General features: G+C 52.0%; 22 protein-coding genes. 13 read left to right on the forward strand and 9 right to left on the reverse strand.

Features of this window, described 5'->3' with window-relative positions:
- Positions 1-16 precede the first annotated feature (16 nt).
- Positions 17-1,051, forward strand: coding sequence for an AI-2E family transporter (locus tag KP814_RS09270; protein ID WP_127968575.1), 1,035 nt, complete (start codon positions 17-19; stop codon positions 1,049-1,051).
- Between the two features lie 11 nt (positions 1,052-1,062).
- Here KP814_RS09270 and KP814_RS09275 read toward each other — a convergent pair whose 3' ends face one another.
- The 4 genes from KP814_RS09275 to KP814_RS09290 all read right to left on the reverse strand — a co-directional run bounded on the left by KP814_RS09275 (position 1,063) and on the right by KP814_RS09290 (position 4,344).
- Entirely contained in the window at positions 1,063-1,617 is a 555-nt protein-coding gene (locus KP814_RS09275) for a hypothetical protein (protein ID WP_216736511.1), read from the reverse strand.
- 235 nt (positions 1,618-1,852) lie between these two features.
- Positions 1,853-2,110 (reverse strand): YfhL family 4Fe-4S dicluster ferredoxin, encoded by a 258-nt coding sequence (locus tag KP814_RS09280; protein WP_127968577.1) that lies wholly within the window; start codon positions 2,108-2,110, stop codon positions 1,853-1,855.
- Between the two features lie 112 nt (positions 2,111-2,222).
- Positions 2,223-2,708 (reverse strand): pantetheine-phosphate adenylyltransferase, encoded by a 486-nt coding sequence (coaD, locus tag KP814_RS09285; protein ID WP_216736512.1) that lies wholly within the window; start codon positions 2,706-2,708, stop codon positions 2,223-2,225.
- Positions 2,709-2,898: 190 nt separating this feature from the next.
- On the reverse strand, positions 2,899-4,344 hold the full coding sequence (locus KP814_RS09290; protein WP_216736513.1) for a coniferyl aldehyde dehydrogenase: 1,446 nt from the start codon (positions 4,342-4,344) through the stop codon (positions 2,899-2,901).
- A gap of 161 nt (positions 4,345-4,505) precedes the next feature.
- On the opposite strand from KP814_RS09290, the gene KP814_RS09295 reads away from it, so the two are divergent.
- A complete protein-coding gene (locus tag KP814_RS09295; protein WP_216736514.1) occupies positions 4,506-5,165 on the forward strand; it encodes a TetR/AcrR family transcriptional regulator in 660 nt (219 codons plus the stop codon).
- Positions 5,166-5,184: 19 nt separating this feature from the next.
- Here the strand turns inward: KP814_RS09295 and yihA are convergent, their stop codons facing one another.
- Positions 5,185-5,853, reverse strand: a complete 669-nt coding sequence (yihA, locus tag KP814_RS09300) for a ribosome biogenesis GTP-binding protein YihA/YsxC (RefSeq protein ID WP_216736515.1) — start codon at positions 5,851-5,853, stop codon at positions 5,185-5,187.
- A 282-nt stretch (positions 5,854-6,135) separates the two neighbouring features.
- Between yihA and KP814_RS09305 the strand changes: the two genes are divergently transcribed.
- From KP814_RS09305 to KP814_RS09315, 3 genes are all read left to right on the forward strand, one after another.
- Positions 6,136-6,741: a cytochrome c gene (locus KP814_RS09305; RefSeq protein WP_216736516.1), complete on the forward strand. Its 606-nt coding sequence runs from the start codon at positions 6,136-6,138 to the stop codon at positions 6,739-6,741.
- 193 nt (positions 6,742-6,934) lie between these two features.
- Entirely contained in the window at positions 6,935-7,570 is a 636-nt protein-coding gene (locus KP814_RS09310) for a thiol:disulfide interchange protein DsbA/DsbL (protein ID WP_216736517.1), read from the forward strand.
- A 109-nt stretch (positions 7,571-7,679) separates the two neighbouring features.
- Positions 7,680-8,468 carry an endonuclease/exonuclease/phosphatase family protein gene (locus KP814_RS09315; RefSeq protein WP_216736518.1) on the forward strand — a complete coding sequence of 263 codons (789 nt, stop codon included), beginning with the start codon at positions 7,680-7,682 and terminating at the stop codon, positions 8,466-8,468.
- Between the two features lie 74 nt (positions 8,469-8,542).
- Here KP814_RS09315 and rpmG read toward each other — a convergent pair whose 3' ends face one another.
- The 3 genes from rpmG to radC all read right to left on the reverse strand — a co-directional run bounded on the left by rpmG (position 8,543) and on the right by radC (position 9,837).
- Positions 8,543-8,698, reverse strand: coding sequence for a 50S ribosomal protein L33 (rpmG, locus tag KP814_RS09320; protein ID WP_011394978.1), 156 nt, complete (start codon positions 8,696-8,698; stop codon positions 8,543-8,545).
- 11 nt (positions 8,699-8,709) lie between these two features.
- A complete protein-coding gene (gene rpmB, locus KP814_RS09325; RefSeq protein ID WP_127968585.1) occupies positions 8,710-8,946 on the reverse strand; it encodes a 50S ribosomal protein L28 in 237 nt (78 codons plus the stop codon).
- Between the two features lie 216 nt (positions 8,947-9,162).
- Positions 9,163-9,837, reverse strand: a complete 675-nt coding sequence (gene radC / locus KP814_RS09330) for a DNA repair protein RadC (RefSeq protein ID WP_127968586.1) — start codon at positions 9,835-9,837, stop codon at positions 9,163-9,165.
- Between the two features lie 160 nt (positions 9,838-9,997).
- Between radC and coaBC the strand changes: the two genes are divergently transcribed.
- The 7 genes from coaBC to argA all read left to right on the forward strand — a co-directional run bounded on the left by coaBC (position 9,998) and on the right by argA (position 19,629).
- Positions 9,998-11,218 carry a bifunctional phosphopantothenoylcysteine decarboxylase/phosphopantothenate--cysteine ligase CoaBC gene (coaBC, locus tag KP814_RS09335; protein ID WP_216736519.1) on the forward strand — a complete coding sequence of 407 codons (1,221 nt, stop codon included), beginning with the start codon at positions 9,998-10,000 and terminating at the stop codon, positions 11,216-11,218.
- 16 nt (positions 11,219-11,234) lie between these two features.
- Entirely contained in the window at positions 11,235-11,693 is a 459-nt protein-coding gene (dut, locus tag KP814_RS09340) for a dUTP diphosphatase (RefSeq protein ID WP_216736520.1), read from the forward strand.
- Positions 11,694-11,843: 150 nt separating this feature from the next.
- Positions 11,844-14,492, forward strand: coding sequence for a phosphomannomutase/phosphoglucomutase (locus KP814_RS33360; RefSeq protein WP_371824045.1), 2,649 nt, complete (start codon positions 11,844-11,846; stop codon positions 14,490-14,492).
- A 68-nt stretch (positions 14,493-14,560) separates the two neighbouring features.
- Entirely contained in the window at positions 14,561-15,469 is a 909-nt protein-coding gene (gene argB / locus KP814_RS09350) for an acetylglutamate kinase (protein ID WP_011394984.1), read from the forward strand.
- A gap of 131 nt (positions 15,470-15,600) precedes the next feature.
- Positions 15,601-16,887: a hypothetical protein gene (locus KP814_RS09355; RefSeq protein WP_216736521.1), complete on the forward strand. Its 1,287-nt coding sequence runs from the start codon at positions 15,601-15,603 to the stop codon at positions 16,885-16,887.
- A 57-nt stretch (positions 16,888-16,944) separates the two neighbouring features.
- Entirely contained in the window at positions 16,945-18,090 is a 1,146-nt protein-coding gene (gene argE / locus KP814_RS09360; RefSeq protein ID WP_216736522.1) for an acetylornithine deacetylase, read from the forward strand.
- Between the two features lie 165 nt (positions 18,091-18,255).
- Positions 18,256-19,629: an amino-acid N-acetyltransferase gene (argA, locus tag KP814_RS09365; RefSeq protein ID WP_216736550.1), complete on the forward strand. Its 1,374-nt coding sequence runs from the start codon at positions 18,256-18,258 to the stop codon at positions 19,627-19,629.
- Positions 19,630-19,643: 14 nt separating this feature from the next.
- On the opposite strand, the gene KP814_RS09370 is transcribed toward argA, so the two are convergent.
- Positions 19,644-20,813: an aminopeptidase gene (locus tag KP814_RS09370; protein WP_216736523.1), complete on the reverse strand. Its 1,170-nt coding sequence runs from the start codon at positions 20,811-20,813 to the stop codon at positions 19,644-19,646.
- A gap of 121 nt (positions 20,814-20,934) precedes the next feature.
- Between KP814_RS09370 and KP814_RS09375 the strand changes: the two genes are divergently transcribed.
- Positions 20,935-24,822 carry a DUF1631 family protein gene (locus tag KP814_RS09375; protein ID WP_216736524.1) on the forward strand — a complete coding sequence of 1,296 codons (3,888 nt, stop codon included), beginning with the start codon at positions 20,935-20,937 and terminating at the stop codon, positions 24,820-24,822.
- Positions 24,823-24,876: the final 54 nt, after the last annotated feature.

Raw genomic sequence — 24,876 nt, forward strand, 5'->3', positions numbered from 1 at the left:
TTCCAGGAGCACTTTTATGTCTCAGCAGGCAGGATTTTCTGCAGGCGCGCGATTTTTAATTACCCTGGCGGCGTTTATCGTTGTCGTCGCCGGTATTAAACAGGCGGAGTCTATTGTCTCTGTTTTTCTCCTTTCCGCTTTTTTCGCCATCTTGTGTACGCCGCCCTTTGTCTTCCTTCAGTCCAAGGGCGTACCGGCCTGGCTTTCTCTGATACTGGTGCTGGTGGGAATCACCTGTGCGCAGTTGCTGGTGGTGAGCGTCATTGCTTCGTCATTGGCGGACTTTAAGGAAAATCTGGATTTTTATCAGGAGCGCCTGCAGGGGGTGAGCGGAGAGTTCATCAACTGGCTGAATTCGATGGGAATACATATCTCCCAAAGCGTCGTAAAGAATTACTTCAACCCTGGCTCGCTGCTCAAGACCGCCGTGAATATGCTGGGAGGACTAGGGGGCGTGTTGTCCAACGCGTTTCTCATTGTTTTGACCGTAATTTTTATGGTGTTTGAGGCTACGGTGCTGCCCAATAAGCTGCATCGCGCCTTTGAGGGACGCATGGCTTTCGAGCGTATGGACTTGTTTCTCGACAACGTAAAACGTTACATGTCGATAAAGACCATCATCAGTCTGGTGACAGGATTAACAGTTTGGATCATGTTGTTGGCGTTGGGAGTGGATTATGCGCTGCTATGGGCGGTGCTGGCGTTGCTGTTCAACTTTATCCCTAATATTGGGTCAATCATCGCAGCGATTCCCGCGGTGTTGCTGGCGTTGATCCAATTGGGGCCGGGTCATGCGGCTATCGCCGGCGCGGGCTATGTCGTGATCAATGTGGTGATGGGGAATATTATCGAGCCCAAGTTCATGGGGCGCGGATTGGGCCTGTCTACGCTGGTGGTGTTTCTGTCATTGGTATTCTGGGGATGGATACTGGGGCCGGTGGGGATGCTACTGTCCGTTCCGTTAACCATGATGTTGAAGATTGCGTTGGACTCCAGTGAAGAAACCCGCTGGATGTCCATTCTGATGGGGTCTGAAAGCGAAGGCGAATGAACCAGGCCTGTTCAGCCGCCGGGCTCAATAAGCACGCCGCCTGTGTTCAGGCGCTGTAGTTCACGCTGGCGCTCCTGACTAAACTGGAGCGCGCGGTCCATTTTCTCATTATAGAGTTCCAGCCACGTGCGAGATCCCGGCACCATGCGCGCCAGATCGTACATCCCTTCTTTGACGCCGCGAATAAACTCCTGGTAGCTTGCTTCCTGCTTCAGCAACAGGCGCTGAAAAGCGGGGGCGCTGCCGTTTGCAATGGAGGTTTTAATAGTGGGAATCTCGGCATTCAGGGCTGCGACCTGCTCGCGGGTCGCCTGGAGTTCCTGTCGCAACTCCTGCACTTTGTTTTGCAGGTCTGCTATCTCCGCCGTTTTTGCGGAATCGCCTCCGCTGTCCATAGCGCTGATAATGGAGACGGTGATAGTGACGGATAAGGTCACGACGATCAGCATGGCGAGTAACAGCAAGAAAAAGCGGTTCAGCGACATGCTTTTCTCAAGCAGCGTCAGCCGTTGTGCTTCGGTCATTTGTTCGTCTTCCGCTTCTTTTTCTCGCTCACGGGTAGCCATGATCTATCTCCAGCAAAAATACAATGATGAGACGGCTTCGCCGTTTGGAAATACATTTCCAGTTTATAAGTTTAGCTCACATTGCTTAAAGATGTCGTGAACTAATAAAGGTAAGTCCTTTATATCAGGTAAAAACAAGTAAAAGAGAGTGAGGATATATTGCCGAACTTATATAGAAAGGAGGGAATAGATAAAGGTGGGGACGGACACTTGTACGTCCGTCCCGGCAAGCATATTAGGCTGGCGTGTTGCCTGTCAGTTTGTAATATTTCGTCATCAGCTCCTCTTCGGTTTCCACCTTGTTAGGGTCCAGAGGAATACAGTCGACAGGGCATACCTGCTGGCACTGTGGTTCGTCATAGTGGCCGACGCACTCAGTGCATTTGTTGGGGTCGATAATATATATTTCTTCGCCCGGCGAAATCGCTTCATTCGGGCATTCCGGCTCGCATACATCACAGTTGATGCAGTCGTCCGTAATCATTAGCGCCATAGGGTACCTCATGCTTGTCGGACAGGGTGGTGGCCGCCACTCTTTTATTGCCCTATCCGACTATACAGTGCTCTAGAAACATGCCGATTGTATCAAAAACACAACCCTGGAATCACTTGCGCAATGCGAATTGTTGTTGCAAGGCCTTAGAGACGATTGGATCTACAAACTCCGTCACATCGCCGCCCAGCACAGCGATTTCTCTGATAAGCGTAGAGGAGATGTAGGAAAGGTGGTTGGCAGGGGTCAGAAAGAGGCTTTCCACGTTTGGGGCCAGCTTACGGTTCATATCGGCAAGCTGGAACTCATACTCAAAATCGGACACGGCGCGCAGCCCGCGGAGAATGATATTGGCCTGGTTTTGTTGTACGAAATCCGCTAACAGGTTGCTGAATCCTTTTACATCTACGTTGGGGAACGGCTTGACGACCTGACGCACCAGGTCCACCCGCTCTTCCAGTGAAAACAGAGGATTCTTTTTCGGGCTGGCTGCAACGGCCACCACCACTTTATCGAAAATGCGCGAAGCGCGGGCGATCAAGTCTTTATGACCATTGGTGATAGGGTCAAAGGTGCCTGGGTAGATAACGGTATTCATAGACGGAATATTCCGGCGTCAGCTAAAGGGGTGTTATGGGGTTAAGTGGGCGCATAGCCTGTACGGCGCGCAATTCGCGTATAGGCTACGCGCCCTGAAGGCGCGGCGCAAGTTGAGTCGCTGGAGGCGTCTACCGGCGAGCGTTCGGTCGTTCTGTAGACGGTATCTAAGGTGGATTCGGCTGCTCCTGCTAACGCAGGAATAGCTTGTATACCAATTGATGCAGCAGCGTGCCGTGAGGGGGAAATATGATTTTTCCACTGTGGAAGCGCTGCTTTGTATGCACGGCTTTGTGGTTGGAGAAGGTGAGAAAGCCTTCCTTGCCGTGATAGTGCCCCATGCCAGACTCGCCGATGCCGCCAAACGGCAGGTCGTCCTGGGCGAAGTGCACGAGGGTATCGTTGATGCAGACGCCGCCTGCATGAGTGCGCTCCAGCAGATGCTTTTGCTCGCTTTTCTTATAGCCGAAATAGTAGAGGGCCAAGGGGCGAGGGCGGTTATTAATGTAGCGAATGGCGTCATCGATGGAGTGGTAGGGAACTATCGGCAACAGAGGTCCGAATATTTCCTCCTGCAACACTTTCATCTCTGGCGTGGCGTTGATAATCAGCGTCAATGGGAGTTTGCGGGTGCCGCGGCTGAAATCTTCATTGGCCGGATTCAACTCAATCAATGTAGCGCCTTTGTTCTCCGCATCTTTTAAGTAGCCGCAAAGACGTTTGTGTTGGCGATCGTTGATAATCGCGGTGTAGTCCGGGTTGTCCTTCAATGTCGCATACAGCTTGCGAAACTTCTCCCTGAAAGCGTCTATAAAAGGCTCGACCTTATCCTCAGGACACAAGACATAATCCGGCGCAATACAGGTTTGGCCGGCGTTAAAGGCTTTACCGAATGCGATACGCTCCGCTGCGTCAGTAATCGGAAGGTTTTTCGAGATGACTGCGGGAGACTTGCCGCCTAGTTCAAGCGTCACGGGCGTCAGGTTTTCCGCCGCGGCGCGCATGACCATGCGTCCGACAGTAGTGGAGCCAGTGAATATCAGGTGGTCAAATGGCTGGCGAGAGAACTCGGCGGCGACATCCGCTTCACCAACGATTACGGAAACCAGATCCTCGCTAAAGGTGTTGGCCATGAGGTCCTGGAATACCTGGGAAGTGCGCGGCGTATACTCGGACATTTTTATCATCGCCCGATTGCCTGCCGCCAATGCGGTAATAAGAGGACCAACCGCCAGGTTGAGAGGATAATTCCAGGGAACGATGACGCCTACCACGCCCAGCGCTTGGTAGTGGACTGAATTTTCGGAACCGAAAAACAGTAGGCCAACCTGCCGGCGGGAGGGTTTCATCCAGGATTTAAGGTGCTTAAGCGTATAGTTGATGCCTTGAATGGCGGGCATAAACTCCGCTAGAAGCGTTTCGTCGCGAGAACGGGAGGAAAAGTCTTCGTTAATAGCGTCAAGCAACGCCTCTTGATTGTTCAGCAACGCTTTTTTCAAGCGAATCAAGGTGTCGCGCCGCACTTCGTAACTGGGATTTGGGTCGTGGTCAAACGCGCGCTTTTGCGCTTGAAACGCCCGGTGCAGGTGTTGAATTTCTTTCTTGCTAGTTGTGATCGTGAGAACGTCCGCCGCCATTATCGCCTCCTGGGCGTCTTGCCCCATGGTGCTGATTTTTGTTTTTCTACGCTTGCATCAGTGGTTATATTTTTAGAGTATATACTCTAGGTGTCAAGGCCTGGATGTGTAGAAGGAACTATTCATAATGAAAGCCGCCGGTTTGGATCAGAGCAGTCGTAATGAACACTAGAGAAAAGATAATTTTAGCCAGTCTGGATTTATTTAATGAGCGCGGAGAACGCAACATCACTACTAATCATATCGCCTCTCATTTAGGCATTTCTCCGGGCAATCTCTATTATCACTTTCGCAATAAAACAGACATTATTTACGAGATTTTTTTACAGTATCAACTGCTGGTCGATCACTATTTGCAAGCCCCGGAAGGACGGCCGCTGACTGTTGAGGACCAGTTTGATTATCTTGAGTCAGTATTCGATGGCTTATGGAGCTACCGTTTTTTCCATCGGGATCTGGAGCACTATCTTGAGTCAGATGAGCGCTTGAAGGCTGACTATCGTAAATTCACGCAGCGCTGTATCGGTAGCGTGGTGAATATCATCAGGGGAATGGAGCTGTCTGGTATTTTAAGGCCGGTTTCCGACCACTTGCGTCGATCTTTGGCTTTAAATGTCTGGCTGGTGGTGACGAACTGGATGTCGTTTCTAAAAACCGCCGCAGGCGAAGAGAGCGCCTTGATCCGTAAAGACACTCTCAAGCATGGGATATATCAGGTTATTTGTCTGGAAGCGCCGTATCTGCAACCCGCGTTTTATGATCAAGTGACCGGATTACAGCAGAATTACTCCCCCAGCGTTCTCAATGACCTGGGTCTATGAGTCGCTGGTCGTGAGATGTTTATGCCTGGGGCTCAGCGGTTTCCTCAATATCTGAAGCCGTGTCGTCAGGCGGGATAAAAAAGCGGTCCATAAATGCGTGGGCTTCTTCAACTCCCGTTTTGCTGACGGAGGAAAAGAGCTGCGCTTCGACAGGAAACTTCCAATTCTTCTTCAGCTCTTTTCTTACCTCTTGAAGCGCACTTTTGGCGGGGCCGAACTTGAGTTTGTCTGCTTTCGTCAGCAACACCAGTGTCGGCAGTCCCCGCGCTTCGCACCAGTCAAGCATGCTGCAGTCAAAGGGGCTGAGAGGATGTCGGATATCCATGACCAGGATCAAAGCGTTTAGCGTCAATCTGTGTTCTAAATAGCGCTGCAAATTGCTCCGCCACTTTTCAAGCATGGCTTTTGGTACTTTGGCGTAGCCATAGCCTGGAAGGTCGACCAGTCGGCAGCCTTCGCTATTCAGGGTAAAGAAGTTAATAAGCTGAGTGCGGCCCGGCGTCTTGGATGTCTTCGCCAGTTTCCCGTTTTGGGTGATCGCGTTCAGAGCGCTGGATTTTCCTGCATTAGAGCGTCCGGCGAAGGCGACCTCTACGCCCATATCAGGCGGACACTGCTGCAACTGTTCTGCGCTCATAAGGAAGCGGGCGCTTTGATATGAGACGGGGCGTTTGGTGGTTTGGGTCATACCTTTAATGCTTGCAAATATCGAAAAATGAGTGGATGCAGCATCGTTCTGAGGCTGCGTTTTTGAATGACGATGTCGCGTTGTTTATTCGTTCATGTTTTGAGTGTTTTATGTATAATACCAGACCGTTTTAAGGGCGTGGAAAGATAATCCAGTTCTTTTCACGTAATTGCAGCATGCGCGAATTGGTAAAATAAGATACTGATTGTGCTTGGGGTATCTTGGATCAAAGCGCCTCAACAATGTAATTGCAAATTAAATAGGTAGCTGATGGGGTCAACAATGAGAATTTTCGTAACTGGTTTGGTGCTGGCGATGGGTATGGTTGGCCTGGCGCACGCTGAGGGAGACCCTAAGGCGGGACAGACCAAATCTGCAGTTTGCGCGGCCTGCCATGGTGCTGACGGTAACAGCGCCGTTCCCAACTTCCCCAAACTGGCGGGGCAGGGGGAAAGATATCTGATTAAACAGATTCACGATATCAAGTCCGGAAATCGCGCAGTGCCGGAAATGGCTGGATTGACAGATAACCTGTCGGACCAGGATATCGAGGATATCGCCGCATACTTCGCCAGTCAGCCTGCAACAGTCGGCTCCGCCAGTGAGGCGACTTTAGAGAAGGGCGAGTCGCTTTATCGCGCAGGTAACGCCGCCAAAGGCATCCCCGCCTGTTCCGGTTGCCATTCGCCCAATGGTTCAGGCAACTTCCCAGCAGGATTTCCCCGTTTAAGCGGCCAGCATTCTGACTATGTCGCCAAGCAATTACAGAGCTTCCGTTCTGGCGATCGCTCCAATGATGGCGAGACCCGCATCATGCGCGACATCGCCGCCAATATGAGCGATGCAGAGATCAAAGCATTAGCTAACTATATTCTGGGCCTGCACTAATCGCAGCCTGGAATATACCAGTTCAAAAAAGGCGGCTTTGGCCGCCTTTTTTGTTATGCGCGGCTTGCAGCCATATTAATTGTTTGTCATAAGCTAGGCTCTGGAGTTGCATAATGAATGCTAAGAGGTAAAACTTTTTTTCTTACAGCATGCCTGCAAATATTTTCTAATCAACGGAGCTCGGAGATCGTAAATGCGGAAGTTCGCCAGGATTCTATTAATAATGACTTTGGGTCTGGTTGCTCTGGCGGCCAGGGCTGAGACTTATGTTGAAGGACAGCACTATAAGACGTTGCCGGCGCAGATTCCGGTGCGCGACGCTTCTAAGATCGAAGTGGTGGAGTTGTTCTGGTACGGCTGTCCTCACTGTTACAAGTTTGATCCTCTGGTTAACGCTTGGAAAAAGAGTTTGCCGGAAGATGTAAGCTTCTTCCGTTCGCCAGCGGCTTTCAATAAGATCTGGAAGGCCCATGCTCAGGCTTTCTACACGGCGGAAGCATTGGACGTTTCAGAAAAAATGCATCAGCCGCTGTTCGATGCGCTGGCGAGAGATCACCAGTCCATCAACTCCGAAGATGACTTGGCTAAATTCTTCGCTGAGTATGGCGTGGAAGAAGCACAGTTTAAAAAGGCCTATAATTCTTTCAGTGTGAAGTCCAAAGTTGAGCAAGCCGCTTCACGTGCGCTTTCTGCCCGGGCGACAGGGGTGCCTGCGTTGGTGGTTAATGGTAAATACCGCATAGACGCTATTCGTGGCGGTACTTACGAGGATATGCTGAAGGTTGCCGACTTCTTGATAGATAAAGAGCGTCAAGCAAAAGGTTCTTGAGAGGGCGCTAACTAAACTAACGTAGTAGGAGTGCTGGGGCGTGTATCAAAAGTTCAGAGATAAGTTCGGCTCCCTACTACCTCGTCGCTCTCCCGTCATGGAGGGCGACATGAATGCAGCTGAAGAGTTTCCCCACCACAGACATATCCGTCTTCTCAGTTTTAATATTCAAGTAGGCATTTCGACTGCGGCATATCGTCATTATGTGACGCGTAGCTGGCAGCATGTTTTGCCTAGTCAGTCCCGTAATAAAAACCTTGATCGTATAGCTGCTTTGCTGAGCCAGTATGATGTAGTCGCGTTGCAGGAGTGCGATGGCGGCAGTATTCGTAGCGGTTTTGTCAATCAGGTGGAATATCTGGCTGAGAAGAGCGGGCATCCATATTGGTTTCAACAGTTGAATCGAAATCTTGGACGCATTGCTCAGCACAGTAATGGATTGTTGAGCCGTTATCGGCCGAACACCGTCACGCAGCATAAGTTGCCAGGCGTTATTCCTGGGCGAGGCGCGATTATCGCAACTTATGGCGATCCCTCTAATCCTCTTGTTGTGGTGATGCTGCACCTGTCATTGGGTGAAAAAGCGCAATGTCAGCAATTGGAGCATGTCTGCGAGTTAATTGACGGATATGAGCATGTTGTTTTGATGGGGGATCTGAACAACCATGCGGAACAGTTGCTAAGCTCTACGGCGCTAGGGCGTACGACGCTGGTGTCTTTACCTGAGCGAGTGAATACCTTTCCGAGTTGGCGGCCTGAGCGGTCCCTTGATCATATTATGGTTAGCCCTGGGTTGCAGATCAGAAATGCAGGTGTGGTTTGTTTTCCCGTGTCTGACCACCTCCCTGTTGCGGTAGATGTGGCGTTGCCGGTAGGGTATGGAAAAGGAAGGACATAAAAAAACCCGACTAGGCCGGGCTTTCATCAGCCAAGCTGAAAGGGCTTGGCCGTTATCTTGAAGAAGTAAGATGCTTACTTGATCTTGGCTTCTTTATAAGCAACGTGCTTGCGAACAACAGGATCAAATTTTTTGATCTCCATTTTCTCAGGCATAGTGCGCTTATTTTTAGTAGTAGTGTAGAAATGGCCGGTTCCAGCTGAAGAAACCAATCTGATCTTCTCGCGCATAATATAGCTCCTTAAACCTTGCCGCCACGTGCGCGAATATCGCTCAGCACTTTATCAATGCCGACTTTATCGATGATTCGCATACCTTTAGTAGAAACACGCAACTTAACGAAGCGCTTTTCATTCTCGACCCAGAAACGATGAGTTTGCAGATTCGGAAGAAAACGGCGCTTGGTTTTGTTGTTTGCGTGAGAAACATTGTTACCAGTTATTGGGCCTTTGCCCGTAACCTGACAAACTCTAGACATTTGACTCGCCTCCAACCAAACGTTGGTACTGAAAAATTCCTGCTTCTGGGTGGAGAATTTCCCGCTTTACCCAGACCCGTAAAAATGAGCACGACTTTATAGCAGAAAGAGGCTTTCAAGGCAAAATATTTTGCATTTTTTGCACAATTTCCAGAGGGCTTGGCGCATCTCTTTATGCTTTTCAGTCGCAAGCGCTTCTTTATATGGGCGGAGAGTTTAAATCCAACCCCGCTCCGCCAGAGAAACGACTTCTCCGTCGCCGACAATCATATGGTCCAGAACTCGCACGTCAACCAATCTCAGCGCTTTGCGGAGAGTTTCTGTGATTTCCTTGTCGCTAAGACTCGGCTCTGCGACGCCGGACGGATGATTGTGAGCGAATATTATAGCCGCCGCGTTGTGTTTTAGCACTCTGCGCACCACTTCTCGTGGGTGCACGCTGGCGGAGTCGATAGTTCCGCGGAATAACTCTTCGTAGGCGATGACGCGATGTTGGTTGTCCAGAAATAGGGCGGCGAAAACCTCATAAGGATAATGTCGCAGGTGGGCGCTTAGATATTCCCGCGTCAGCTCGGGGCTGGTGAGATTATGGCTTCGCTGCATTTTTTCCTGCAGGTAGCGCTTGGCGAGTTCCGTCGCCGCCTGCAATTGACTGTATTTTGCTTCGCCTAAACCAGGAACCTGGGTGAATTCATCCAAGCTGGCGTCCAGTAAGGGGCGAAGCCCGCCGAACTGATTAATGGTGTCGCGAGCAAGATCCACCGCGCTGCGGCCGCGAGAGCCGGTTCGGAAGAATATAGCGAGAAGTTCGGTTTCACTTAATTTGCTGGCGCCATGGGCGATAAGCTTTTCGCGAGGACGGTCGGCCTTTGGCCAGTCGGAGATAGGCATACAAAATCCCTTTACTGATTTGTTCATCCATTAAATACATCTTTGCTTTGATATGCTGCGGCAATCAAAACGGCCGCTATTATATACAAATGCGATGAAAAAAAAACGGACTGGTGCTATCGTAGCCCCAGTCAAAATGGGGACAGAGTGAAGTAACGCGATGCTTACCGGCAGAAAAGTTTTACTAGCGATCACGGGTGGAATCGCCGCCTATAAATGCGCTGAACTAACCCGATTGTTGGTAAAAAGCGGCGCTGAAATACAAGTGTTGATGACGTCAGGCGCGAAAGCGTTTATCACCCCGTTGACCTTCCAGGCGCTATCAGGCAGACCCGTTAGAGACAGTCTTTTGGACCCCGAAGCCGAGATGGGGATGGGGCATATCGAATTGGCCCGTTGGGCGGACTTAATCATTGTTGCGCCTGCATCCGCAGATGCTATCGCCCGAATCGCGGGCGGATTAGCGGATGATTTGCTCACCACTGTGCTGCTCGCCAGTGAAGCTCCGTTGGCGGTGGCTCCTGCGATGAACCAAGCCATGTGGCGCAATCCAATGACTCAGGCGAATGTGCAAAAACTGGTTTCGCTGCGACCTCGTACATTTATATGGGGGCCCGATGCGGGTGAGCAAGCCTGTGGTGACTTAGGTCCCGGGCGGATGTTGGAGCCGGCTGCTATGCTTGCTTTGACGGAAGCGTTTTTCGCCTTGGGAGATCTTCTCAGGAACTGCAGTGTCGTGATTACTGCTGGGCCGACCCGTGAACGTATTGACCCCGTGCGTTACATCAGTAACGACAGTTCGGGGAAAATGGGGTATGCCCTGGCGGAGGCTGCAGCCGGAATGGGGGCTCAGGTCACTTTGATCTCCGGTCCGGTTGCCTTGGCTAAGCCTGGCGGAGTGAAGGTCGTTAATGTGGAAGGCGCATTGCAAATGCATACGGAAGCCTTGGCTGCGGTGCAGGCGGGCGCTGATATCTTCATTTCCGCAGCGGCGGTCGCGGATTATCGGCCTGTAACTACGGCTGACCAAAAAATGAAAAAGTCCGCTGAACAGCTACAGATTACATTGACGCGCAACCCTGACATTCTCGCGGATGTCGCCGCCTTGCAAAACGCTCCATTTACGGTTGGCTTTGCTGCGGAAACCCAGAAAGTGGAAGAGTACGCGCGCGGCAAGTTGGAGCGTAAAAATGTTAATCTGATCGTCGCGAATGATGTTTCTCGCAAAGACATCGGTTTTAACAGCGATGAAAACGAAGTTTCCCTCATCAGTCGGGATGAGGTGATTCCAATAGCGAAACAATCCAAGCAGGCGCTGGCGGGACAATTAATGTCTCATATCGTCCAGCAATATCGAAAAACACTATCTACTGATAATTGAATTTGGTCTGAGTTTCATGAAACAAGCATTACTTGTGAAGGTTCTGGATAAACGTCTGGGCAAGGAAATCCCACTACCCGCATACGCAACTGACGGCTCCGCTGGTCTGGATTTGCGCGCCTGTCTGGCGGAACCTGTCACGCTTCAACCAGGGGAGACTACGCTTATACCCACGGGAATGGCGATTCATCTTTCTGACCCCGGATTGGCGGCTATGCTACTGCCCCGTTCAGGTTTGGGGCATAAACACGGAATCGTCCTGGGGAATCTGGTTGGCCTGATTGACTCGGACTATCAAGGCGAGGTCATGGTCTCATGTTGGAACAGAGGGAAGGATGCATTCACCATTAATATTGGCGAACGTATAGCGCAGATGGTGATTGTGCCTGTGGTGCAGGTTGGTTTTGAGATTGTTGACGATTTTAATGACAGCTCTCGTGGCGCAGGCGGCTTTGGTTCAACGGGAACTAAATAAGCWTTTGCTCGTTTTGATAACCGCCGCAACTAAGCGGCGTAGGCCGAGTTGCAGTAAATGTGTATTCTTTACATGACGTTAGCTTCAGTGTGCGAAGGGCGTGCTGAGGCCATGTGGCGAAATGCGAACAAAAGGTAAATTGGCTTATCAATGAAACCGATGAAAAAGAAGCAGGCGGAGACTAACGGCAAAGCGAACGGTAACGGCGCCAAGAAACCCAAGCCGGCCCCAGCGAGTAAAAGCAAACAGACGGAAACCAAAGGGCTTGCCGGTCCGGGGCTTTTTGCCGGATTGAGCGCCGCCTTGGCGGCGGTCTGCGTTGTCATCACCGCTTTTGTATTAAAAGCCACGGTACTGCAGCCCTTGGTGGATGAAGTCAATGCCGCGACCCAGAAGAGTAATTTAGACGCGGCGGTATCCGTCATTAATAACCGCCTGAAATTTATCGAGGATCAGGTCGCGGTCTTGGCGGGCAGTGTGGACGCCGCCAGATTTGTGGATGATCAGGTGCGCGCTCAAGTTACAGGTATCGCCACTAAAACGTTGCCTGCCGCAGTGCGGGCGGTGGCGTTTCAGAAGGGAAGAGGCGTGCGCGACACGGAAGCTCCGGTGCCGGTGAGCTTCGCCAGCCTGGATATGGTGCGTAATGTAGAGCAAGGCAAGGCGGTGCGCCTGGAAGCCTTCGTATCTAACGAAAAATGGTTTATTCAAGTCGTAAAGCCGGTGCAAACAGATTCCAACGTGATTGTGGGCACGGTTTTAGTGATGTTCAGCACTGAGATTCTGGAGCCGACCTGGCGCCAGACTGGCGGTGGGAAGTATCAGCTGTTGCAGTCTGTTGGCGGACAGCAACGAGTGGTGATAGAACATGGGCAAGGCTCAGGCGACAAGCTGGTGGGCGGTACGGCGCTGCCGCAATGGCAAGTGGCGTATTACCCCAACGAGTCCGCCCGCTTTTCATATAGCGACCAGATGTTGTGGATCGTCGCGCTCGCTATTGCTTTATTAGCAGCGGGATTGGCGGCTGCGCCCGTGTTTTTGCTTACGAAGAAGGTGCGCAAGGATATTTCCGCAGTTACTGCATTTGGCCAAGCCTGCATCATGGGAGAAAAGCCGAGTTCGCCCAAGATCTCTTTGCTTGCGTTCCATTCTATGGTCGTGTTGCTGGATCAGGCGCGTCAGACAGTTGTGAAGCGCTCAATCCCCACTAAATCCAAAGCCACGGCTGCTGACTCAGGGGCTGAGGCTGCTCCGGCTAAGAAAGCGCCTCAGCCTGCCAAAGAGGAGGCTGCGCCGCTGTTTAATGATGATGCGCTGGATATCAGCATGCTGGGAGAGGACGACGATCTGCTGGGGTTACACGATGACGAGCCTGCCTCCGACTTTGGCGAGGGCGCGTCAATGGAGGTCAACGAATCCCAGGTTGTGAATGTCTCCGATACCATATTCCGAGCCTATGATATTCGCGGAGTAGTGGGCGATACCCTGGATGCTAAAGTGGTGTACGAGATCGGGCGAGCGCTGGGCTCTGAAGCGCGCCAGAAAAATGTAACGGACATGTGTCTGGGCTATGACGGCCGTGAATCCAGCCCAGCTTTGGCGAAGGCGCTGGCGCAAGGGATTATGGCGACCGGCGTTAATGTCATTAATGTGGGGCTTGTGCCTACACCAGTACTCTATTTTGCTGCGCATCATACGCAAACGCTCTCTGGCGCGATGGTGACTGGCAGCCATAATCCCGCCGAATATAACGGCGTTAAGATGATGTTGGCGGGAGATACATTGGCGCAGGCGGAGATTCAGAAGCTGCTGCAGCGGATACGTACGCAGAACTATATTAAAGGGCAGGGGGAGCTGAGAAATCAGGATATCCGCCAGAATTATATCGACGCTATCGTCAATGATATTGCTGTTGCTGCGCCGCTTAAAGTGGTGTTGGATGCGGGCAACGGCGTCGCTGGCGATATTGCGCCCAAGCTGATTGAAGAACTGGGCTGCGAAGTAACGCCGCTGTTCTGTGAGGTGGATGGCAACTTCCCAAATCACCACCCAGACCCAGGCAAGCCGGAGAACCTGCAGGCGCTTATCGCGAAGGTGAAGGAAGTGGGCGCGGATATCGGCGTGGCCTTTGATGGCGATGGCGACCGCATAGGCGTGGTTACGGCGAAAGGCAAGATTATCTGGCCGGACCGTCTGTTGATGTTGTTCGCCAAGGATGTCGTTTCCCGTAATCCCGGCGCTGATGTTATTTTCGACGTGAAATGCAGCCGCCGACTGAACTCCCTTATTTCCAGCTATGGCGGCCGTCCGATCATGTGGCGGACCGGACACTCGCTGATCAAGGCCAAGATGAAAGAGACGGGCGCATTGTTGGCGGGAGAGATGAGCGGCCATATTTTCTTCAAGGAGCGCTGGTTCGGTTTTGACGATGGCATATACAGCGCCGCTCGTCTGTTGGAAATTCTTGGTATCGATGAGCGCAACGCAGACGCTGTGTTTGACGAGTTCCCGGAAGATGTATCCACCCCGGAAATCAATGTTGCGGTCAGCGACAGCAGCAAGTTTATGGTCATGGAAAAACTGTCTCAAAACGCATCCTGGGGCGACGGTAACGTGTCCAGTATTGATGGCGTGAGAGTTGAGTACGCTGATGGCTGGGGCCTGTGCAGGGCTTCCAATACCACGCCGGTGCTGGTGCTGCGCTTTGAAGCGGAGAGTCAGGAAGCGCTGGCGCGCATTCAAAAAGTTTTCCGCGACCAGTTGTTGGCCGTGGACCCTTCTTTGTCTATTCCTTTTTAAATCACAGCGGGTCCGGGATTGGGCTCGCTGAAACTGTGCATTGAGATTCGCAGGAGACTAACGGAATTATGCTTGATCGAGATAACGCCCTCCAGGTTGCGGCGGTATTGAGTAAAGCGCTGCCTTACATACAGCGCTTTGCGGGGAAAACCATTGTGATCAAATACGGCGGCAACGCCATGACGGATGAAGAGTTGAAAAACAGCTTCGCCCGAGATGTGGTCATGATGAAACTGGTAGGGATCAATCCCATCGTTGTGCATGGTGGCGGCCCGCAGATCGGAGATTTGCTGCAGCGACTAAATATCAAATCCAGCTTTATAAACGGACTGCGTGTCACGGACAGTGAAACCATGGACGTGGTGGAAATGGTGCTGGGCGGTTCGGTTAACAAAGACATCGTCGCCCTGATCAACCGCAATGGCGGTAAAGCTATCGGTTTGACTGGCAAAGACGCCAACTTCATTACTGCGCGAAAACTGGAAGTCACCCGCGCCACGCCTGATATGCAAAAGCCGGAGATCATCGACATTGGGCATGTCGGGGAAGTAACGGGCGTACGCAAAGATATCATCACCATGCTCACTGACAGCGATTGCATCCCTGTTATTGCGCCTATTGGCGTCGGTCAGGATGGCGCGTCCTACAATATCAACGCTGACCTGGTCGCAGGTAAAGTTGCTGAAGTACTGCAGGCGGAAAAGCTGATGCTGCTTACCAATATCGCCGGCCTGATGAATAAGGAAGGCAAAGTGTTGACTGGCCTGAGCACAAAGCAAGTCGACGAACTGATCGCTGACGGCACTATTCATGGCGGAATGCTGCCCAAGATCGAATGCGCCCTGTCAGCGGTGAAAAATGGCGTGCATAGCGCCCATATCATCGACGGCCGGGTTCCCCACGCCACGCTACTGGAAATCTTTACCGATGAAGGCGTAGGCACCTTGATAACCCGCAAAGGCTGCGACGACGCCTGATCTAGCGCCAAACCGCAGAAAAGCCTTCAGGCTGAGGCCCGGTTCACACCGGGCCTGTTTGTTTTTGCGGACTAGGCTGCTTTAATTAAGTCGCGCATTGATTAGTAAGCAAATATTCGGATGCTGACCTCATGAAGAAATTTATAGTCACTACTTTTTTAGTTGTATTAGGGGCCTATGGGGCGTTCAAAGGATTGGTCTGGTATCAGACGGACCAAGCAATCGCTAAATTTAAAGAAGCGACGGCGCTTCATATGGCGGTGGATTACGGCTGGATCAGCTCCAACCTGGAAGGAGAGATAATTATTAAGGATATTAAAGTTACCCCTTATCAGTTAAGGGAGACTATTCCTATTCAGGAAATTAGTCTGAAGTTTCCATCAGTATTCGCCATGCTGGATTATTACTCACTGTTAAATCGGCGTTCTCCGCACAGCCCAAATGCTAGTGCGCCAGATGCTTTTGAAATTACGGTGACTAATGCAAACTTCCCAACGATTGATACTTGGGAAAACTATAAGTCTGCGGAAGATGGCTCGCATAATTTCAACGATCTTTTGGCGATCAATTGTGGCGATGTAGAAGAGATTGAATTTAAAGAGTTAAGAGAGCTGGGATATGACCGTTTAAGAGTCGACGCATCCTGGGGATATCGCAATGAACCAGTATCTGCGAATAGTAGTATTTTCTTTAATATTGATATCCAGGGAATGAATAACATTCAAGGACAGATTGACTTCGATGGGGCTTTATCTATGCCTTCTAGTGAGGGCGGTAAATTTCCACGGGTGAAATATCTTTCTTATGTGCATCAGGATGCGTCTTTCAATAAACGCCTAAGTTCATTTTGTACCCGAAAGACGGGAGACTCTCCAGCGCAATTTATACAAGGTAGCGTTGATAAGACGGTTCAGCGGATGGCGGAAGCTGGCATTACTTTAAACCAAGATTTAATTGGAGCATATGCTGATTACTTGAAAGACGGCAGGGTGTTTGAGGTTATAGTGAACCCCGTTGATGAGCTGGACTACAGCTTGCTGGCCTTTATGGACATGAGCTCCATCGTGGATGCGCTGGGGCTGCAACTCCGCATGAACCAAGTCATGATTCCAGATTTGAGCGCCACTATCGATCAGGCCAAGTTGAAGGCGTTTCTGTCTCCGCCGCCTGTGGTTGTGGAAGCTCCCAAACCGCCGCCGCCCAAGGTTGAAAAGGCTTATCGTCAAGTCGAAGTGGAAGAGCTTGATGCATATGTGGGGTATCCCGTGAGGCTGAAGGAAAATTCCGGCAAGTTGATCGAAGGCAGCATCGAAAAAGTGCTGGAATACCAGATAGACGTAGCTGTGCCATTGCAGACGGGGTCGGTGAGCTTCCATATCAAGAAGCGCGATATTGCAGAGATTAAGGTATATAAATAGCCATAACGCGGCTGCCTGAAGGGGTCCGTTATTAACATTCAAGCCTGAGGAGTGCGCATGCCCGAACTGCCGAAGCTGGAAACCATGATTCGCGAGCTAGTCGCCATTCCTTCCGTGAGCAGCACATTGCCGCGATGGGATCAAAGTAACCGCCCTGTGGTGGAGCGATTGGCGCAATGGTGCGAAACCCTGGGGATGGATGTTGCGTTATTGCCAGTGAACGAAGCAGGCGATAAATGGAATTTAGTCGCCAAGGCCGGGCAGGGCGAAGGTGGTTTAGTGCTGGCGGGGCACACGGATACAGTGCCCTATGACGATGGCGCCTGGAATAGCGATCCGTTCAAGCTGAGTGAAAGGGATGGCAAGTGGTACGGCTTGGGTGTTTGCGATATGAAAGGTTTTTTCGCTCTGGCGCTGGCCGCCTTGGCGCCAGCCCTGCCGTATCTGCGCAAGCCGGTGACATTGATCGCTACTGCGGATGAAGAAAGCTCAATGGATGGCGCGCGACGGCTCATGCAGGCGGCCAAAAATTACGGCGACTATGTCGTCATCGGTGAGCCGACCGGTATGCGACCCATTCGGCAGCACAAAGGCATTTTGATGGACGCCATCAAAGTAGAGGGCCGTTCTGGCCATTCGTCGCAACCCGCGTTGGGACGCAATGCGCTGGAGGCGATGACGGATGTGATGATCAGTTTGAGAGAGTTGCGCTCGTCATGGGTGGAGCAATACAGCAATCCTGGTTTTGAGATCCCTTATCCAACCTTAAATCTGGGGTGCATCCATGGCGGCGACAACCCCAACAGAATCTGTAAAAGTTGCGAACTGCAGTACGACGTGCGCTTAATGCCGGGAATGCCCATGGAGACGGTGCGTGAAAGTATACGCAGCCAATTGCGTAGCATTGCGGAAAAGCATGAAGTAGATATTCAGTTACGTCCTCTGTTTGACGGCGTAGACAGTTTCCAGGAACGTGAAGACAGTCGCTTGGTTCGCATATGCGAAGAGCTGACGGGCAAAGCCTCCGGAACCGTAGCGTTTGCGACGGAAGCCCCGTTTTTCAAGCAGTTGGGAGCGGAAACGGTTGTCCTGGGTCCTGGAGACATTGATCAGGCTCACCAGCCTGATGAATACGTGTCTCTGGATCGAATTCCCCCTATGATGAAACTGCTGGAAGAGCTTATACGACGTCTGTGTCTATAGTTATAGTGCTCTGAATAAGTTATTTCCCTGGACTTTTCAAATCTGCAAATTGCCTTATGCTAAGCGGCAGTCGCTTCTGCTGGAGAGTGAGTAGAGCTTCAGTATGAGCGTATGGCTGGATTAACCGCCTGGGATACGCCCAGGAAAGAATTGAGACTGGCGACTATGAATGAATTAAATCAGGAAAAACCTCCCTCCCTCGGTGCGCAATCCGGCGGCGCCGTGCAACGCGATCCAGCGCAGCAGGTTTACTGGTTCCGACATTCTTCGCCTTATATTAACGCCTATCGTGGCCGGACCGTCGTTATTCTTCTTACTGGCGAAGCGCTGGCGCATGCTGGAATAAATACAATTGTGCAGGATATCTCTCTGCTCAACAGTCTGGGCCTGCGTCTGGTTGTGGCTTTCGGCGCCAGGCCGCAGATTGAGGCCAGGCTGCAGGAGTCCGACCTGCAATCCCACCATCATCATGGCGTGCGTATTACTGATGGGGAGGCGTTGCCTTGCGTGTGTGAGGCGGTTGGACGTTTGCGCACGGAGTTAGAAGCCAAGCTGTCCATGGGGCTGGTGAACTCACCCATGCACGGCGCTGCGTTGCAGGTGATCAGCGGCAACTTTGTCATCGCCAAACCTGTGGGGGTAGTGGATGGAGTTGACCACTGCCATACGGGCTTTGTGCGTAAAGTCCAGGCGGAGCCCATTCACAAGTTATTGGCGATGGGGCAGATCGTCCTGTTGCCTACCTTAGGATATTCGCCGACTGGAGAAGTCTTCAATCTCTCTTGTGAAGATGTAGCGGCTTCCGCTGCAGTGGCGTTGAAGGCGGATAAGCTGATCGTTTTTGGCCCTAAACGTGGACTGACTGGGCCGGATGGCGGCGTTCTGCGTGATTTGTCAGTGAATGATGCATTGCAGCATTTGCAAAATTTATCCTCCGACACAGAAGAATATCGGCAACTTTCTTCAGTTTGTCGCGCTTTACAAAATGGCGTGCGGCGAGCGCATCTGATCAGCTATAAGGAAGACGGCGCCTTACTGCAAGAAATGTTTACGCGTGATGGCGTAGGCAGCTTAATCACCGATGATTCCTATGATGAGATTCGCCCTGCAACTATTGACGATGTCGGCGGCATATTGGCGCTGATCCGGCCACTGGAAGAGCAGGGCATACTGGTAAGGCGGTCTCGCGAGCTGTTGGAGCAGGAAATTGGCAACTTCATCGTTGATGATCGCGATGGCGCTATCATTGGCTGCGCCGCCCTGTATCAGTTCGAAGATGAGCGCTGTGTGGAGCTGGCCTGTGTCGCAGTCAGAAACAGTTATCGCAAGCAGGGCCGTGGCGACCAGCTGTTAGCCTATGCGGAGCGGCGCGCCAAATCCGCCAATATGAGCAAACTCTTTGTTCTGACCACGCAAACAGCCCACTGGTTTATCGAGCGGGGCTTTCAGTTGGGGCAGGTAGTGGATTTGCCGGTGAAAAAGCAAAGCATGTATAACCTGCAACGCAACTCGAAGGTGTTTGTGAAAAATCTGGACTAGGCGCTCGCCGTCCTCTATTTATCTGTCTTGCTCTCATGTGAACTGGCCACGCTTGGCAGCGCCAGTTCATTCAGCTTTCTCAATACCTCCATGCGTTCCTCTTTAGTCAGGTCAGTCAAAGATTCCGACCACTGATAAAATGCATTGAGGTCGCCCAGCTCGCGGATTTTGTAGCGCAATCCAGGCGTCCATTGGTGGTAATTAGCGACGGTCAGTAACTTGGCGTTGTTGATTGGCGCGTTGAACCAACGCTCATAGCCTGAAGATATCTTGCGCTGTTGCGCCAGCTCTGCGTATCGGGCGCGTAATGTCTCAATAATTTCCGTCTTGCGGGTGCGCTTGTCTTCCGCAGATATGTCTTCTTTATAAAGCGCTTCCAGTTCACCAATCGTTTGTTTCACCAAGGCGACGAACTGTTCCCGGCTCTGGGCGCGTTCGGCGTAGCGCTCGTTAATGGCGTTTGCAGAGTAGGCGCTGAGAAGTAGTGGAGTATTCTGAGAGGAGGTGCTGGAAGTGTATTGAATATATCTCTGCACTCCTTCCTGCTCGACGGCGGTCGCCCAACTCTCATTGAAAGCGGTGTCTCCCTTTATATACAGCCTGCGATGCGCCAATTCATGGAAAAGCAGCCCAGCTAAGTCCACGGGGTCATACCATATAAAGGTGTTCAGGACCGGGTCATCGAACCAGCCCAAGGTTGAGTAGGCTGGGACGCCGCCTACATGGGTGTCGAATGCTTCGCTCGCCAATGCTTCAGCAGCCTCATGGGCGGGCTGCTCGGCGAAGTAACCCTGGTAGGCGACGCAGCCTGCAATGGGGTAGCACCAGGTTTTACTGCGCATAGAAAATTCAGGTGCGGCAAAAACGTTCCAAACCACATAGGGACGCTCAAGATCAGCATATTCGCTATAGGCTTCCTCCACGGGAAGGTGTAAGGAGGCGGCGGCGAATTCTCTGACTTGGATGACATACTCAAGCCGTTCCCGGAGGTTGGCGGGCGTTGCGTCTTCCTGCACGACTTCTTCAATGGGGCGCTTTTTCTGCAGAATCTCCCACTGCCCCTGAATCGCCTGCAGCATAAACCCCGTAGATTGACAGCCTCCCAGAACCAGCAACCCCATCAGTAACAGAGGTAAAAGTTTTATAACTGGAGATAAAGGAAAGGTTTTTTTTAGTAAAGCCATCGGCGAACTCTTTCTCCAAAAATTTATTGGCTGTCTATACTGGTAATAGCGCTCTGATGCGGGCGGAGCGATAACGGCGACCGGCGCCTTCTTAGTTAATAAACTTAACCTACAGAAACCCATGTCCGAAATCAGTGGCAGAGAACAGGAGCGGCGTGCGAGTCAACGGCGCCCCATACAGTTGAGCGCATCTCTCGACTTTAAGGGATTGAGCGGCCTGTCATGCACAATTGCGGATTTCTGCCCGGAAGGCGTTTATGTCACTTATCCCACAGAGACGGCTCAACGCCTCAAGCATAGCGGCTTTACCGCCGGTCAGCGCGTACAAGTGAGTTTTATCGATCCTTTCGTGAATCGCAACCATGAGCTGAAGGTGAATGTGGTAAGGGCCATCGACGGCGCCATGGGTGGGAGCTTCGCGGAAGGCAATATGGCGGCGGTGACTGCCCTGCTGCGTATATGCGGAGCCGAGAACATTGGGCCCGGCGCTCCCAAGAGCTCCACGGACTCCGCCTCGCTGTTGATGAGACAGTGCGAGCGGGTCATTCACCAGCATTTGACGCCCCTGTTTGATACCTATCTGCGCGCCTTGCCGAAAAGCTTCGACGAGGCCATTAATACTGCGCCTACGGATAACCAACGCTCGCAACTTGCCGACGCCGCTATTGCCCTGGCGAAGCAGAATGAAATTTTTTCCAGCCAGTTTTTCAAACATGTTGGTCAAGCGCTGACGCCCCGAGCGGAGAGTTCCGCCAAAAAGGAAGAAGAGCGGACGGATTTATCATTAATAGATAAGTCCGAGTTTGAAGATTGGCTCACGCTGAAAGTCATGGTCACAAAAGCGGAGACAACCTATCGGGCTGTTCTGGTGCAGTTGAAGATGCGCCTGGACGCCGCCGGAGTGGTTTGCAACAAGGGATATAACAATGCAGTGGGGCCGCCGCTTTTATGTTACGCCTTGCGTGACACCTTGATTCAACTGCATTTACCTCTGCCGGCGGAACGCTTGTGCCTGAGAGTGTTTGAGCGCACTGTGTTGGCCGAACTCGGGCCCGTGTACGCGGAACTCAATGACCTGCTGGTTCGGCGGGGAGTGCTGCCCAATCTTGATTTGTCGAAATACTTGAGCACTCCAGAGGGGGAAAAGAAGGCGGCGGAAGAGGAAAGCGCAAAGAAACCGCCAGCTGAGAGCAAACAGGACTCGTTCAGCGCGGAGGATAAAGAGCGCGCTGAGCAATTGCGTCAAAAGTTGATGGGCTCAAACCAAGAGGAGTCCAAACAGCCTGCCAAGCCCGTCACTGCCCCAGACTCAAACTCAAACCCTCCGCCCTCAGGAGCGCAGGGCGAAAGGGATATGCACGGCTACCTGGCGGATGCGGAAACCAGCTTCGCGGCGGTGAACAAGCTGTTTGAAATTCTGGAAAGCAATCGCGCTTTGTTGAAGCAAAAAGAGCAGCAGGCTCCTCCATTTCCAAAAGCATCCGAAGCGCCTCAGTTTCGCAATGAAGAAATATTATTTAACTTGCAGTCGGTACAGCAGGCTCCGCCTGGGGATGGCGTCAGTCTAGAAGAATCTGGGCTGCGTGAGCGCCTGTTCAGTGTGCTGCAGAATAATGAAGCAGGTTTGAAATCCTTTGGAGCGGAGCAGGACAAAGCACTGGATGTGGTGGATCGCTTTTTCGCCAGCCTTTTGAAAAACCAGAAGTTGAGCGGAATCGCCAAGATGCAGATCAAGGGGCTGGAGCTGCCGGTACTTCGCTTGCTGATGCGCAACCCTGACTTCCTGGAGCAGAATGAAAATACGGCGCATAAGGTCATTAACCGTATTGCGCAGATCGGCGTCAAAGGGGGGCGGAGCAGTCAAACGGCCCTGGAGCGTATCAACACGCTCATTCATCGTATTCAGGTGGATCACGAACGAGATCCGGGCGTATTTGATGAAGCGCTGGCGGAACTGGATGAATTGCTGGAGCGGCAGAATTTACTCTATCGGCGGAATGTGGAAAGAGTCACCGCGGCGGCGGAAGGGCAGCAGAAAGTCGAGGAAGCCAAGCAGGCGGTGATTGACGAGATAGAGCAACGCATCGCTGGCAAGAAGGTGCCTAGAGCCGTGGCGACGCTGCTGAATGGCGGCTGGCGGGATTTGCTGTCGCTGACCTATATTCGGCAAGGCGCCTCCAGTCAGGCCTGGTATGACTACTTGAGTGTTCTGGATACGCTGATTCATGTCGGCGATGACCCCAGTTTTGAATTCAACTTGCCGGAACTGCTGCGCATTATTCAGGACGGCCTGTCCGCTATCTCCTCCAATCATATGCCGTCCGGCCATATCCGCGACGAGCTCAAACGCCTTCTCGTACGTAGCGTCGAGACGGCGCCTGAAATGGTGACCATGCCGGATAATCGTGACGAAAGCAGTGATCCGGGTGTGCAGTTGCTGGGCGAAGCCAGGCAAAGAGGGCTGCAACGCTGGCTGATGCGGGCGCAAAAACTGAAGGTGGGAGATTGGCTGCGATTAGAGCGAGACGAGAAGGAGGCTGAGTTTATCCGGCTGGTCTGGGTCGGTCGCAGCTTTTCACGTTATGTGTTCGTGAACCATCAGGGCATGAAGGTGATTGACCTGGACGCGCTGACACTGGCTGCCTACCTGCAGAAAGGCATCGCCGCGCCGGATGAGTCGGTGGATACCCCTGTGGTCGATCAAGGTCTGGACGCCATGGTGCAGGATCTTTATGAGCAGCTTAGCCACGCGTCCTCACATGATGAATTGACGGGGCTGATCCAGCGTAAGGAGTTCGAGCGTCAGGCGTTGGTGAAACTTTCTCAATCCAGTGATGGCGATAAGTTTGTCGGGCTGCTGGTCAGTCTTGGGCAGTTCCGCCTGATCAACGAGTCAGCCGGTATTGAGGCGGGCGATCAGGCGTTGAAGGATATCGCAGGCTTATTGAAGGCGCTTTTTACGCCGAAGACGCTGGTATGCCGGTTTGGCGGCGATGAATTCATGTTGCTAGTGGAAGGCGAGGCGACGGCGGCGGTGGAGAAAATCACCACAGCGCTACGCCAATATCAGCTGCAATGGGAAAGCAACGTCTTCTCTGTCTCCGCGAGTATTGGTTACGTCGAGGTCAGTGGTGGCGTGCTGGATGTGCCTCATATGATGCAGGCTGTTGAAGAGGCTGCTCGTCGAGCCAAGAGCAAAGGAGGCAATCGAGTTGAGGAGTTTGATGTCGATCAGGCCCTGATTGCCAGACGAGACGCAATCGCTTCAAAAGTCGCGAGTTTGGGTAAAGAGCTGGAGAACGAGCGGGTACTGTTGCGTTGTCAGAAAATCATACCGCTGCACCCCGCCGCAAAGATGGGCGCCCAGTACGAGATACTGCTCAGTATATATGATGACAATGGCAACCTGATTCCAGCCGGAGACTTTGTTCGCGCAGCGGAAACGTATAAGCGGATGCAGGCGGTGGATCGCTGGGTGGTTGGACATATGCTGGACTGGATGTCGAAGAATCGACAGCAGATTGAAACCATGGGCGGGGTCAGCATTAACCTCTCCGGTCACTCTCTGAATGATGAGGGGTTGTTGGAGTTTATCTTTGAACGGTTGACCAAATACGACTGCCCTATGGACAAAATGTGCTTCGAAATCACAGAAGCGGCGGCGATCTCGAATCTCTGCGATGTCTCCGAATTTATCGTGGAGCTACAAGAATATGGCTGCCGTTTTTGCCTGGGTGATTTCGGCACCGCCATGGCCTCCTATCAATATCTCAAGCAGTTGCCCGTAGACCTGATTAAGGTGGACGGCTCTTTTGTTAAAGACGTGGCGACCGATCAAAATGATCAGACGATGATTCGCTCCATGACGGAAATGGCGCACTACTTAGGACGTGAAATTATCGCTCCGCAGGTAGAAACCAAAGAGTCATTGGAGATGCTGCAAAAGCTGGGCGTCGATTACGTGCAAGGCTTTTATATAGAGAGGCCGAAATCCCTGGCGAATTTCTAGGAGAACGTGGGAGCAGGGGCGTGAACGCCCCCTTATGTTTCGTGTGTAGTGAGA

This window comes from Hahella sp. HN01, from assembly GCF_018986435.1.
Lineage (GTDB): Bacteria > Pseudomonadota > Gammaproteobacteria > Pseudomonadales > Oleiphilaceae > Hahella.

Bases quoted from the DNA above. Each gene is read 5' to 3' on its own strand.
- KP814_RS09270 (WP_127968575.1), top strand. From the start codon at position 17: ATGTCTCAGCAGGCAGGATTTTCTGCAGGCGCGCGATTTTTAATTACC.
- KP814_RS09275 (WP_216736511.1), bottom strand. From the start codon at position 1,617: ATGGCTACCCGTGAGCGAGAAAAAGAAGCGGAAGACGAACAAATGACC.
- KP814_RS09280 (WP_127968577.1), bottom strand. From the start codon at position 2,110: ATGGCGCTAATGATTACGGACGACTGCATCAACTGTGATGTATGCGAG.
- coaD (WP_216736512.1), bottom strand. From the start codon at position 2,708: ATGAATACCGTTATCTACCCAGGCACCTTTGACCCTATCACCAATGGT.
- KP814_RS09290 (WP_216736513.1), bottom strand. From the start codon at position 4,344: ATGGCGGCGGACGTTCTCACGATCACAACTAGCAAGAAAGAAATTCAA.
- KP814_RS09295 (WP_216736514.1), top strand. From the start codon at position 4,506: ATGAACACTAGAGAAAAGATAATTTTAGCCAGTCTGGATTTATTTAAT.
- yihA (WP_216736515.1), bottom strand. From the start codon at position 5,853: ATGACCCAAACCACCAAACGCCCCGTCTCATATCAAAGCGCCCGCTTC.
- KP814_RS09305 (WP_216736516.1), top strand. From the start codon at position 6,136: ATGAGAATTTTCGTAACTGGTTTGGTGCTGGCGATGGGTATGGTTGGC.
- KP814_RS09310 (WP_216736517.1), top strand. From the start codon at position 6,935: ATGCGGAAGTTCGCCAGGATTCTATTAATAATGACTTTGGGTCTGGTT.
- KP814_RS09315 (WP_216736518.1), top strand. From the start codon at position 7,680: ATGAATGCAGCTGAAGAGTTTCCCCACCACAGACATATCCGTCTTCTC.
- rpmG (WP_011394978.1), bottom strand. From the start codon at position 8,698: ATGCGCGAGAAGATCAGATTGGTTTCTTCAGCTGGAACCGGCCATTTC.
- rpmB (WP_127968585.1), bottom strand. From the start codon at position 8,946: ATGTCTAGAGTTTGTCAGGTTACGGGCAAAGGCCCAATAACTGGTAAC.
- radC (WP_127968586.1), bottom strand. From the start codon at position 9,837: ATGCCTATCTCCGACTGGCCAAAGGCCGACCGTCCTCGCGAAAAGCTT.
- coaBC (WP_216736519.1), top strand. From the start codon at position 9,998: ATGCTTACCGGCAGAAAAGTTTTACTAGCGATCACGGGTGGAATCGCC.
- dut (WP_216736520.1), top strand. From the start codon at position 11,235: ATGAAACAAGCATTACTTGTGAAGGTTCTGGATAAACGTCTGGGCAAG.
- KP814_RS33360 (WP_371824045.1), top strand. From the start codon at position 11,844: ATGAAACCGATGAAAAAGAAGCAGGCGGAGACTAACGGCAAAGCGAAC.
- argB (WP_011394984.1), top strand. From the start codon at position 14,561: ATGCTTGATCGAGATAACGCCCTCCAGGTTGCGGCGGTATTGAGTAAA.
- KP814_RS09355 (WP_216736521.1), top strand. From the start codon at position 15,601: ATGAAGAAATTTATAGTCACTACTTTTTTAGTTGTATTAGGGGCCTAT.
- argE (WP_216736522.1), top strand. From the start codon at position 16,945: ATGCCCGAACTGCCGAAGCTGGAAACCATGATTCGCGAGCTAGTCGCC.
- argA (WP_216736550.1), top strand. From the start codon at position 18,256: ATGAATGAATTAAATCAGGAAAAACCTCCCTCCCTCGGTGCGCAATCC.
- KP814_RS09370 (WP_216736523.1), bottom strand. From the start codon at position 20,813: ATGGCTTTACTAAAAAAAACCTTTCCTTTATCTCCAGTTATAAAACTT.
- KP814_RS09375 (WP_216736524.1), top strand. From the start codon at position 20,935: ATGTCCGAAATCAGTGGCAGAGAACAGGAGCGGCGTGCGAGTCAACGG.